This window comes from Merdibacter massiliensis (genome assembly GCF_900155395.1).
Classification (GTDB): Bacteria; Bacillota_I; Bacilli_A; order Erysipelotrichales; family Erysipelotrichaceae; genus Merdibacter; species Merdibacter massiliensis.
This window is the reverse complement of the sequence record NZ_LT699725.1, coordinates 144,563-157,147: the sequence shown is the minus strand read 5'-3', so window position 1 is coordinate 157,147 and position 12,585 is coordinate 144,563. Positions and strand designations below refer to the sequence as shown.

Here is a 12,585-nt window from a genome sequence, read left to right as displayed (position 1 = left end):
ACAGCCTCTTCTCTTTGTTCACATTTGTAGGATGTTGAACGTGCTTTTCAAGCAAATATATAATAATATAAAAGTCAAAAACATTCAATAAATTTACCTTTTTTTGCCATCCCCCTAACATATTTTTATTTTATATATTAGGTTATATAAACATTTTTCGCCTCAATTATAAAGTTTTCTATTTTCTCATTACCTCTATATTTAAGCATCTCTGTTTGGCAATCCTATAATATTTTTCATTCTTCTCAAAACCAATAAAATTTCTTTTCCATTTTATAGCTGCAGCTGCTGTGGTACCACTCCCCAAAAAAGGATCCAAAACCGTATCACCTACATTAGATGAATTTAAAACTAATTGCTCAATAATATTTTGCGGCTTCACTGTTGGATGTTGGTATAGCAGCTTATCTTTCTTATTTGTTGGTGTAATCCAGTAGGTATGCGCTCTTTCATAGATCATATTCATTTGTACGCCCTTTCTAAAGAACAAACAGTATTCCTTATCATTTAAATATTTATTACTACAATTAGGAACTGGATTCGATTTTATCCAAAGAAGTATTTCAAAAGAACATTGATGTTTTCCGACAAAATAATTTAGATATTGTAAAATCTGTCTCTTATTGCAAAATATGTAAATATTAATTTTTTTCATAATACGAACAAATTCATCTAAAATTATATAATTTATTCCTCCTATAACATCAGCATCTTTCAGATCCTCCATTAACTTAGACATACTTTTTGTTATTGATCCCAGCTCATTCTTTCTCTTACAATAATTCAAATCATAAGGTGGATCTGTAATTATTAGATCCACACTATGATCGTCGATTTTCTTTATATCCCTATAGGCATCTCCCAATATGATATTAACACCGGTTATCCCCTCCCTCGTATAAAACATTTTACTTTTCAATCTATTTTTTTTAACCCTTGTATTTCTTAGAAATAAATGCATATCTTAATAATCTAACGTCTAATAATAATCACAATTTTAATTTTCATATCAGCACTTCCTTTCATTCAAAAGTACTTATAGCAATCTTCGTCTTTAATTTCAGAAATGACAAATTAAAATCATATTATTTCTATTAAATCATGCATCAAAAAAGAGAGGGATACTACACAAAAATCACCCTCTCTTTTAATAGTGTTAGATTCATGAATACTCATCTATACTTTCAGCACCTTTCGTAATGCCTCTTGACACACTTTTGATACATTAATTTTTCTCTTTGTAGCTAGTTGATCCATCCATTGTGGCAACGTAATATTTCTGCGTACAGATTTATTGCCAAATTCTCGCAGCCATTCATCCAAATCTACGCTAACGATTACAACGGATTCATTCTTTTCTAAGGCAATATCTTGTAATGGCGTCATATTAGGTAAATCTTGATTCTCTTGAATATAATCTGTGATTCCCATTCCTAAACATTCTTCTGCTTTCTCACATGCTTCCTCTAAAGTTGTTCCACAGGTTACCAAGTAAGGAAAATCCGGAAAAGTTACAGTAATTCCATCACTCTCGCAGAGAAATACAGCTGGATAATGATATTTCATCGTAATCGCTCCTCTCTTTTGATAATATACTATGCAAAAGGTCTAAGCGCAGACCTAAAGAAGCCCTGCATCTTTCAAAATCTTGCGCTCAGTTCCTTTTGGCAGGTCTTTGCAGTGCATAGCCACCGTCGTCCTCTTCCCAGTAATGTCATTGTAAAATTGAACATGGGATCCACATGAACGTATCTGTCGAAACCCATTTTGTTTTAACAATTTCACCATCTGTTTTGGAGTCATTGGCATATCATCACCTCCGACCACCTATATTATAATGTGTATTTATACACACTGTCAAGCTGTTAATTATCATCATCTGTATTATCCTCCTAATTTTTATTCATTATATTTTTCATATTACTCAACAACTTAATTTTTTCCTCAGAATCCTTCGTTATATAGATTGAGTCTAACGGATCATAAGACACCTCTTGATAACCCGCTAATAGAACATGTAATCCTCCTAAATCGAGAATCTTCAATTTCTCCAGCAAAGCTCCCTTTTGAGCATCCGTTTGTGCAACAAATAATATTCGTTGGTCAAATGCCTTTATATTAAATTTCTGTAAATATAATTGATCTTCTATGGATAATTTATATCCTTTAATTTTTCTCTTCAAGGATGCCTCACTTGCATAGCTGCGTTCCAACTCTAAAAAAACTAAAACAACTGGTGAAGTATCTTTTTCCTTTTGACGGAAAATCAATAATGCATCTGGTTGATTGAGGCTATCTTCCATATATGCTTCTTTCTCATTCAATATTCTTATCAATTCCCAATTTGTTTGAACTGATTTCTCATAACTTTCTTGCAGACAGTCACAAACCGTAGCTACTTGTACCTGATGATACATACGATACGGACTACCATTGATAATTGAGCGAGTTCGATCTTCCGCCTCGATGCCGCTGCCTTTCAAAACTTCTAACCCATTTTTTGCAAGCGTAACAATTCGATATCCTACTCGATAACTGGCTGTATAACCTGGAGGAATAAATGTTCTATTCACCATTAGATAATTATGTAGCTCAAATTGCCGGATACGCTCATCGATTGTTCTCTTTTTTTTACCTTTATATGTAAATCTGTATATATATTCAAAATCAACAAAACCATGTTTTGCTATTCTACGAAACAAATCAAAATCATCTTCCAAGATCATCGGTTTATTCTTATTTCCCATAAACTATAACCCTATGCAATATGGCAGTATAGCTAATATTAACAAAATAACATATCCCATATTTATTGCTGTTTGAATATACTTATAATATTTCCAGCTAGACCATCCTAACACCAAGAAGAATAAAAGTATAACAATGACAATTTGTCTCGTATCATTTAACGGACTAATTAGTTCTAAAAAGCCACTTTTCAAAATCATTAGATAAGACGATCTTGTCAACGAATATAATACATTGTAGAAAACAATTAACCCTAACAAAGATGATATTAATATAATCGGACGTCTATGCTGTTTTGGCAACATCTTTGATACATGAAATAAGATATATCTTATACGTCCCATGAAGCATCTCCTTCCTCTAGTAATTCTTCTTCCTCCTGTAATCGTGCGACCTTTGCATATTGTTTACGAAAAACAATTTGCTCCGCCTCTTCTTTGCTCATGAAATCTCTCCTCATTAGCTTTCTAGCCTCTTCCCTGTTTTTTTCTGCATTTTTTCTATTTGCCTGCTCATCCATATAGTTTACAAGTTTTCCATTAGTATAACGATATGGTGGTCGCACCTTTATAATTACAGATTTATTTTCACGATTATCTTCTGTAGAAACATATCCAACACAATCCGGTAACCTTTTTAATGCCTCTCGATCTATGTTGCCTGGCATATCTAATACTAATCGACGTGCTGCATCATCACCTTGTCGAAATGTTAGTTTTGTATCGACGTTCCCTAACAATGCCTTTAAAAATCCTTGATCGAATTGTTCAAGATACTGTGTCATAGGTACTAATGCCAATCCAGATTTACGAAGTTCAGCCACCCACTTTTGCAAGATCGAAAATTGCGTTTTATGAGCTTCATCCATAAATACCATATGAAGTAATGCATTATCTGCTCGTTTTAATCCAATCAGATAATATTTTAATATAATGTATCCTAATACGATGCGACGATCATTATCATTCAACCCTTTTAAATTAAATAAAATGATATGCCCTTGATCAATCCATTGCGTTATTTTTCGCAAACCATCATATCTGCTATGTAATCCAAACATCAATTTTTTTTGTGGCGTGTTCAAGAATGGATCCGTTCGATTCAGTATCGGATCAATTTGACTACTATTGAACTTTCTGGCAAGAAAAGCTCTAGATTCTTCAGCATACAGATTACCGCTTAGTTTTTCTTTTAAGATTTCTCGATAGTTTTCTTCTTGAAACAATTTTGAAATATCTTGAATGGTATGCTCTTGATTATCAAGTAAAAGAGCACGTATCGCTGATGTGATCATACGATCTACTTGTATTGTATTTAAATCCCCAAATAATGAACGAAAATAATCTAATATCTCTGTTACTGGTACATCTTTATTTAACAAAGAGATTGGAAAAATACATTCTTCATAGGAAAAATCAATATAATGTATTTTATCTTTCAGTTCACTGATATCATATCCGTCTGATTCTAATTTCAACATCATATCGATCACACCTAATACACTTGTTTCTGCAGGATCAAAAAAAGTAAAACCAGGAACATTTTTTTGTCCTTTTGCATTACGTTCCAACAAGTTCCTTGCCATTTCTTCCGCCACGCTAGATTTTCCAGATCCGGTTTTCCCCGTGATAAACGCATGCTTTCGTAACTGGCGTTCAGAAAGATATACTTCACGATCTTGTAATGGATGATAGACTCGACCACAACATACGCCTGCAGATAGTTCTTCTTTCTTCAATGTCCTTTGTCCAACTTCCAATTTATGTATGCGGAGCAGCACATCTAAGTCTATAGGTTTTTGATAAAAGGTAGGAAATTGCATAATATTCATTAATTCTGCACCGGAGATCTTACTCAACCGATAAACATCTCGATAGCGAATTTTAAATGTTCTTTCTCCAGCAGTCAGTGATTGTATGGTATTGCTGATTTCCATAATTTCGTTTCGTTGATATTTTGTTTTTGCAGAAACTTTGATCATTACTTCTGCAGATACATCAGTATTGACTCCTCGAAACATGCTTTTATTTACAAAGCCATTTCTATTGATGCTAAAATCAATGGTGATACGTGTCTTTTTTTTCATTGTTCCTAATATAAATAGAAATGCTTGATCATTCACAAAGGTTGCTAATTTTTTTATTTCCTTTTCATCTTTACTAGGATTTTCATCCAAATAAAGTGTGTGTACAGTATGATAGGTTTCCAATTTATTTTGTGCTTCGAAAACGTCTGCTTTTTCTTGAAACATGTTTTGTAATGAATTTAACAAGAGTGGCGCATTTCGATTAGATGTACGCATATAAAATGAAATCATACCTTTACTATTTTTCTCTCCGTCACAATCAATGATGAATTGATAATCCAATGTACCTTGACTTGGATCAAACAGCTTTTTAAAACCGTCTATAACTGAATCAATACGACGTGGAGATGCTAATGTCTTCAACAACATCCTCATCGGTTCATCTTGGAATCGATAATCATAACGGGGTAGAATTTGATATAACATTTTTTCACTTCCTTTACTAATAGATGAATAGAATATTTATTTTTTATATGTATTAATTACATTATGAATAAGATATATTTAGGCATTTTAAGGGTCGTATAAATGGGTAGTTTGCTCTGTTAAAAAAGCACATCATATGGATAGGATTTTATTTATATAATAAACAACTAAAAATCTGATTGTCCGCTAAAACACTGTATCTATCAGCATTTTCAAGGGTTGAAATACTTCAAATTACTACGATTTTACTACCATTGAATGAGCCTTGATACGTTAGAAATCCCAGATTTGCAAAGATATGGTACAGCACATCAGTATTGATAAACTAAAAATTGAATATCGCAAGTAGATTATGGAACGCCGATATTGACGTTCCTTTTCTATTTCCAGCCGTTCAGAAATGGACGGCTTTTTCTATATCCAAACGAAAGGAGAATTTTAAAAGCTATGAAAAAGATATTGAAGCGATTAGCCACGGGCTTCCTTGCCTTTGCGACTATCGTTACCGCTTTGCCGACAACGGCAGTCCACGCTTCCGAGAAGCAATACTGGACAGAAAGTGCCGAGCGTGTCGGTATCGTTGAAAAAGTGATGAATGACGGTTCTATCGGTTCGACATTCAATGAGGGACACATGACCGTTGAGGGCGAGGACGCTTTCTGCGTGGATATTAACACCAACTTCCGCAATGGCTACAAGACCAGAGCCGACGCAAGCACACGCATGAGCTACGAACAGATTTCAGATGTTGCCCTCTCAATCGAGTATGTTAATCAGTATGTGCAGAGCCACAGCGGATTGAGCAGTCAGCATATCTATCTTTTGAAACAGTGCGTCGTATGGCAGAGATTGAGTGTTCATCTGGGCTGGCAATGCGATAACGTCAGAGCTTCCTATGATGAAATCCCAAAAGCGATACAGGACGAGGTTTACTCTGGGGCGAAAGCCTTTGCCAGCGAGAACAAGGGACGCTATGCATGTGGTGGTTACATCTATTCTGGTGAGGGACAGGACATTGGACAGTTCTGGGCGAAACTTGCCGTAGGAAATGCCACCCTTAAAAAGACTTCCAGTAATACCAGCATTACCGACGGAAACGGGCTTTACTCTATCGCTGGTGCGACTTATGGTGTCTATTCTGATAAGGACTGTACGAAACAGCTTGCCACCCTTACAACTGATAATAGCGGAAATACTGATACCGTGGAAGTAAAGGCTGGCACAGTCTACATCAAAGAGCTTTCTGCTCCTGCTGGCTATAAGGTGGACAGCACTGTCTATTCCTTAAATGTGGAAGCTGGCAAAACAGCGACATTTAATGTATCAGATACGCCAAAGGTCACAGATACACTTATCGAGCTTTTCAAGATTGACATGGAAACACAGAAAGACGCTCCACAGGGCGACGCTTCCCTAGAGGGTGCGGAGTTCACATGGAAATTCTATGCGGGACACTATACCGCTGACAATCTCCCTAGCGAGCCTACCAAAACATGGGTGACAAAGACAATCGCTGAAAAGGACGGCGACGGCACTATCCATTACGTTTCCCGCCTTTCTGATGAATACAAGGTATCTGGGGACAGCTTCTATACACAGAACGGTAAGAACGTGCTTCCTTTAGGAACACTGACCGTTGAGGAAACGAAAGCTCCTAACGGCTATCTTCTTGACGGTGCGTATATGCAGGCAAACGGTAGCGAAGAACAGATGAAAGGAATGTACCTTACACAGATTACCGAGGACGGCGACATTGCCGTATTGTCTGGAAGCAATCAGTACCATGTATCAGACAAGGTTATCCGTGGCGGTGTGAAAATCCAGAAAAGAGATTTGGAAACCAGCGATACCAAAGGTCAAGGAAGTGCGACCTTGAAAGACGCTGAATTTGAAATCATTTCCTTAAATGACAACGCCGTACTTGTCGAGGGCAAGCTCTACAATAAAGGCGAAGTGGTAAAGACAATCCTTACCGACATTGAGGGCGTGGCTTCTACTTCTGCTGATTTACTCCCTTACGGGAAATACCGTATTGAGGAAAGCAAAGCACCAGAGGGCTATCTGACGGACGGCGCAGAACCGATTGAATTTGAAATCACAGAGGACGGAAAAATCGTTGACCTTACAGGGACAGACACATCAATCTACAATCAAGTGAAGCGTGGCGACCTAGAGGGTGTCAAGATTGGTGCTGGCACACACCAGCGTCTTGCGGGAGTTCCGTTTAGGATCACCAGCAAGACCACAGGTGAGAGCCACATTATCGTAACTGATGATAACGGGCAGTTCTCCACTTCTTCTGACTGGGCTTCCCATAAGAACAACACCAACGCAGGAAAGACCAGCGAGGACGGTATCTGGTTTGGAATAAGTGAGCCAGACGACAGCAAAGGTGCTTTGATTTACGATACCTATATCATTGAGGAATTACGCTGTGAGAGCAACAAAGGCTTTGAGCTTATCCCTGCCTTTGAAATCGTGGTGTCCAGAAACAATGTGACTGTTGACTTAGGGACACTTACTGATGAATACGAGAAAGAAATCTCTATCCATACCACAGCCACAGGCAAGGACGGCGAGAAGTCTATCGTGGCTGGTAAAGAGGTAACAATCGTTGACACGGTTACGCTGGACGGACTGGAAAAAGGAACAAAGTATCAGTTGAAAGGCTGGCAGATGTTGAAAGAGGAAAACGCCGAGCTTCTTATCGACGGACAGCGTGTAGAGAACAGCTATACCTTTACTGCTGATGATGAAGAAATGAAAGTGGAAATTTCCTATACATTCAATGCGTCTGATTTAGGTGGCAAGAACCTTGTGACCTTTGAGGAACTTTACGACCTTTCCAATGAGGACGAGCCTGTAAAGGTGGCTGGACACAAGGACATTGACGACGAGGGACAGACGGTTCTTATCACGGAGCGTATCATCTCTATTCATACCACAGCGACCAGCGAGGACGGAAAGAAAGAGATTGAAGCTGGAAAAGACGTGACAATCATTGATACCGTGACCCTTGACGGCTTGGAAATCGGCACAAAGTATCAGCTCAAAGGCTGGCAGATGATTAAGGACGAAAACGCAGAGCTTATCATCAACGGAGAGCGTGTCGAGAATGACTATACTTTTACCGCCGACAGTGAAAGTATGGAAGTACAGATTGCCTTTACATTCGACGCTTCCGAGCTTGGCGGGAAAGAGCTTGTGACCTTTGAGGAATTATACGATTTGAGCAATCCAGACGAGCCGACTAAGGTTACAGAGCATAAGGACATTGAGGATGACGGGCAGACTGTGACAATCACAGAAGTACCAGAAACGCCGGAAGAACCAACAGAGCCGGAACAGCCGACCACACCAGATACACCGACCAAAACAAGCGACGCTCCAAAGACAGGCGATAATACAAACATTGCCTTATTTTTAGGGCTTCTTGTTCTCTCTGGCGCAGGCGTGGCAGGAACATACTTCTTCAAGCGTAGACGTTCCTAATCGGGTGGTCTGCTTATGATGATGAAGAAATCACGTTCCCCGCCGTATGGACTTGTAACAGGAAAAGAAAATCGAAACTGTTCCTTTTCTGTTCTTCTGCTTGCAGATCAACGGAAAAGAACAGTCCACTAGGGGCGTGGGGAGTGTAGCTCCCCACATATCAATCACAGAAAGAAATGAGGTATGAACACATGAAATTGAAATATATTGTGCCTGATATGGCACAGACTTTTGGAAATTTGGAGTTTGCAGGAGAAAATGAGGTGGAGCAACAGCGTGTCAATGGTCGCTTTGTTCCCGTGACGAGAAGCTATAACCTGTATTCCGACATTCAGAGAGCCGACGACATTATCGTGGTGCTTCCCGCAAAGGCTGGTGAAAAGCGTTTCAAGTATGAGCAAAAAGTCAAGCTCATCAATCCTAAGATTACCGCCGAGGGAAAGAACGTGCGAGGTCGTGGCTACACAAACTATATCTTAACGGCTGATGATATGCTTCCAGCCGAGGAAAGCAAGTAAAGGGGGTATCAGATTATGAGATTAGCGAATGGAATTGTATTAGATAAGGAAAAGACTTTCGGAGTATTGAAGTTCTCCGCATTAAGACATGAGGTGCGTGTGGAGAATGAGGACGGGACAACCAGCGAAGAAATCAAGCGTAGAACCTATGACTTGAAGTGTAGTCAGCAGGAACGCACGATACAGGTATCTATCCCAGCGGAAATCCCTGTCAAGGACTACCCGTACAATGCCGAGGTGGAGCTTATCAATCCTGTTGCCGATACGGTGGCTAACGCCAACTACCGAGGGGCAGACGTGGAGTGGTACATCAAGGCAGACGACATTGTGCTGAAAAATAAAGGCGGTCAGTCCGCAGGCAATCCGCAGAACCACGCTCCGCAGGGACAACAGAAAAAATAACACATTCTCTTGACTAACCGCATACGATAGTGTAATATTAAATCGTAAGTAATAAGTAGTAACTAGAAAGGAGAACTCAAAATGAAAGATTTATCTATTACACAAGAGTATTTGATTTGTGCGGTAAATTCCAAAGGGAAAATTTCTGGATTTGGTTCAGAGAAGTTGATTTGCCTTATAGCGTCTGGTTTATTAGAATTGCAATTAGAGGACTGTATTAAAATTGATAAAAAGAGAGTCACTGTGACGAATAATCTTCCAGACGAAAAGCTTTATTTAAAACCTCTATATGATTTTGTAAATCAGCAAAAACCTGTAAAACTGGAAAAAATATTAGAAGCATATAACTATTCATTTAAGGATAGAGGCTATGAACTTGTTAATACCATTGGTGCTTCTTTAAAAGATTTAGGTTTGGTTGAAGTTACCCGTACAGGCATATTCGGAAATAAAAATGCCTATATTCCAAATGCAAATGCTGTTCATTATGTTGTTGATATGATAAGGGCAGAATTTTTAGAAGATGTTGAAGTTACGGAAGATATTGCTTCGCTGATTATCCTCTTAGATAAGAGCAAGGTGTTAAAAACCTATTTTTCTGAATATGAACAAAAAGAGATTAAGAAGAAATTAAAAGAAATAACAAATTCTGATACAGGAAAATCAATTAAAGATATGGTGAATAATGTGGAATACATGATTACAATGATGAATGTTTTAATCGTAGCTTATAGCTAATGGAGAAGTTCATATGTCTAGGCAAAGAAGTATGGAGGTAATAAAAAATTCAGAGTATGTAACTATCGGTGAATTAGTAAGGCTCACAGATGTAAGATACAGTACATTAAAGTTCTATACGGAAGAAGGTATGCTCCCTTTTGAGCAAGCGGAAGAAAATCTGACAAGACGTTATAAACGTGTGGAAAGTATGGAACGAATTTTCTACATCAAAGAATTGCGTGAGCAAAAGAAAACTATTCCAGAAATTAAAGCCATATTAAAAATCGATTAAAGTAATTACAAAAGCGGTTAGTCTTTACGATTGACCGCTTTTTCCATATCCAGAAAGGGGTGTTTATGAATATTTTAAAATACAAGGGAAAGCGTATCAGAGCCAGCGACAAGAACCTTGTGTACCGCTTCTGCGTAGGTACGCTCCTATTTCTGTTCGTGGCGGTTCTCCTGCTACTGAACATGGGACAGCTCATGCGTACCGATTGGGAGCATTTCAGCCTGCTTGATAATGACGTGACGCTTTCCACATACAACTTCATAACCATAGGGATAGCGACTTTTGCCTGTGCATTGGTCGCTTTTCTTTATTACCGCTTCTTCCATGACCGCTTCAAGAAGCTATTACACCGTCAAAAGCTGGCACGCATGATATTGGACAATAAGTGGTATGAAGCACAGACCGTACAGGACAGCGGTTTTTTCACTGACCTGCAGAGCAGATCAAGGGAAAAAATCGTCTGGTTTCCTAAAATCTATTATCAAATGGAAACGGGCTTGCTCCATATCCGCTGTGAAATCTCTTTAGGGAAGTATCAAGACCAGCTCCTTAGACTGGAAGATAAGCTGGAAAGCGGGCTGTACTGTGAGCTGACCGACAAGACGCTCCATGACGGCTATATCGAGTACACCCTGCTCTATGACATGATAGCAAACCGTATCACGATTGACGAGGTAAAAGCTGAAAACGGGGGCTTGCGTCTGATGAAGAACCTCACATGGGAATACGACATACTCCCTCACGCCCTTATCTGTGGCGGGACTGGCGGTGGAAAGACCTATTTCCTGCTGACAATCATTGAAGCCCTCTTGCAGACCAACGCCCAGCTTTTCATCTTAGACCCTAAGAACGCTGACCTTGCGGACTTGGGTACGGTCATGGACAACGTGTACCACACCAAAGAAGATATGATTGAATGTGTCAATGCGTTCTATGAGGGCATGGTGGCAAGGAGCGAAGAAATGAAACACCACCCAGCCTACAAGACGGGCGAGAACTATGCCTATCTGGGCTTACCGCCCTGCTTCCTTATCTTTGACGAGTATGTGGCGTTCTTGGAAATGCTGGGGACAAAGGAAAGCATGAGCCTTTTAAGCCAGCTAAAGAAAATCGTCATGCTTGGCAGACAGGCGGGCTATTTTCTTATTGTCGCCTGCCAGCGTCCCGACGCAAAGTATTTCAGCGACGGTATCAGAGATAACTTCAACTTCCGTGTGGGTTTGGGACGTATCAGCGAGCTAGGCTACGGTATGCTTTTTGGAAGCGACGTAAAGAAACAGTTCTTCCAGAAGCGTATCAAAGGACGTGGTTATTGTGACGTAGGTACGAGCGTCATATCGGAATTTTACACTCCCCTTGTACCAAAGGGGCATGATTTTTTACAGACTATCGGCTCTCTTGCACTGGCAAGGCAAGCCGTACCAGAGAAACAAAAGGAGATTGAATGATTATGGGATATTTGGAAATCCATTATGAACCAGAATGTACCGACAGTGTACTTACCTGTATCGGATTGGGATATGGAAAATTCCTGTCCGATTTAGCTTTTACGGCAGACAGTGATTATAAACAGGACGACGACTATCCAGAAACACTTTTCCATGAGAGAATGTCGGATTTATTGGAAGATTTGGCGGAGGATTATCTGGAAATGCCGTTGCTGTTTTCCGTGGAGCTTCCCGCACACATGGCGAACCTGCTGGGCTGTCTTTTCCGCTATACGTTTCTTGTCATGGACAGGGAGCATTTCAGACAGGTATGCCGTGAATACGAGATTGACAAGGATATAGCCAGAAAATGCCTTTCAAGAGATACCGATTGTATCGTAGTTTATACGGGCATGACAAGGATAGGCTGAACCACTGACGGCTGGAACGGTCAGCGAAGCGACCCAGACCGTG

12 protein-coding genes are annotated in these 12,585 nt (G+C 39.4%); 7 read left to right on the top strand and 5 right to left on the bottom strand.

The genetic code is table 11. The features are described 5' to 3' along the window. Nucleotides 1-178 precede the first annotated feature (178 nt). From BQ9859_RS06385 to BQ9859_RS06360, 5 genes are all read right to left on the bottom strand, one after another. The gene (locus BQ9859_RS06385) at nt 179-907 is read right to left on the bottom strand and encodes a DNA-methyltransferase (RefSeq protein WP_075877430.1); all 729 of its coding nucleotides are present in this window, start codon (nt 905-907) and stop codon (nt 179-181) included. Between the two features lie 269 nt (nt 908-1,176). Next, complete coding sequence (locus tag BQ9859_RS06380; RefSeq protein ID WP_075877396.1) at nt 1,177-1,566, bottom strand: type II toxin-antitoxin system HicB family antitoxin; 390 nt, start codon at nt 1,564-1,566, stop codon at nt 1,177-1,179. Nucleotides 1,567-1,620: 54 nt separating this feature from the next. Continuing rightward, nucleotides 1,621-1,809 (bottom strand): type II toxin-antitoxin system HicA family toxin, encoded by a 189-nt coding sequence (locus BQ9859_RS06375; protein WP_075877395.1) that lies wholly within the window; start codon nt 1,807-1,809, stop codon nt 1,621-1,623. 83 nt (nt 1,810-1,892) lie between these two features. After that, nucleotides 1,893-2,747: a replication-relaxation family protein gene (locus BQ9859_RS06370; protein ID WP_075877394.1), complete on the bottom strand. Its 855-nt coding sequence runs from the start codon at nt 2,745-2,747 to the stop codon at nt 1,893-1,895. Nucleotides 2,748-3,079: 332 nt separating this feature from the next. Then, the gene (locus BQ9859_RS06360) at nt 3,080-5,260 is read right to left on the bottom strand and encodes a helicase HerA domain-containing protein (RefSeq protein ID WP_075877392.1); all 2,181 of its coding nucleotides are present in this window, start codon (nt 5,258-5,260) and stop codon (nt 3,080-3,082) included. A gap of 447 nt (nt 5,261-5,707) precedes the next feature. On the opposite strand from BQ9859_RS06360, the gene BQ9859_RS06355 reads away from it, so the two are divergent. From BQ9859_RS06355 to BQ9859_RS06325, 7 genes are all read left to right on the top strand, one after another. Beyond that, nucleotides 5,708-8,752 (top strand): SrtB-anchored collagen-binding adhesin, encoded by a 3,045-nt coding sequence (locus BQ9859_RS06355; protein ID WP_075877391.1) that lies wholly within the window; start codon nt 5,708-5,710, stop codon nt 8,750-8,752. Nucleotides 8,753-8,943: 191 nt separating this feature from the next. Further along, the gene (locus BQ9859_RS06350; RefSeq protein WP_022087958.1) at nt 8,944-9,270 is read left to right on the top strand and encodes a YdcP family protein; all 327 of its coding nucleotides are present in this window, start codon (nt 8,944-8,946) and stop codon (nt 9,268-9,270) included. Nucleotides 9,271-9,285: 15 nt separating this feature from the next. Continuing rightward, nucleotides 9,286-9,672 carry a YdcP family protein gene (locus tag BQ9859_RS06345; RefSeq protein ID WP_075877390.1) on the top strand — a complete coding sequence of 129 codons (387 nt, stop codon included), beginning with the start codon at nt 9,286-9,288 and terminating at the stop codon, nt 9,670-9,672. 81 nt (nt 9,673-9,753) lie between these two features. Then, nucleotides 9,754-10,410 carry a GPP34 family phosphoprotein gene (locus BQ9859_RS06340; RefSeq protein WP_075877389.1) on the top strand — a complete coding sequence of 219 codons (657 nt, stop codon included), beginning with the start codon at nt 9,754-9,756 and terminating at the stop codon, nt 10,408-10,410. A gap of 13 nt (nt 10,411-10,423) precedes the next feature. Beyond that, nucleotides 10,424-10,684 (top strand): helix-turn-helix domain-containing protein, encoded by a 261-nt coding sequence (locus BQ9859_RS06335; RefSeq protein ID WP_171020574.1) that lies wholly within the window; start codon nt 10,424-10,426, stop codon nt 10,682-10,684. A gap of 65 nt (nt 10,685-10,749) precedes the next feature. Continuing rightward, on the top strand, nt 10,750-12,132 hold the full coding sequence (locus BQ9859_RS06330; RefSeq protein ID WP_075877388.1) for an FtsK/SpoIIIE domain-containing protein: 1,383 nt from the start codon (nt 10,750-10,752) through the stop codon (nt 12,130-12,132). Nucleotides 12,133-12,134: 2 nt separating this feature from the next. Continuing rightward, entirely contained in the window at nt 12,135-12,542 is a 408-nt protein-coding gene (locus tag BQ9859_RS06325; RefSeq protein WP_202613454.1) for a hypothetical protein, read from the top strand. Nucleotides 12,543-12,585: the final 43 nt, after the last annotated feature.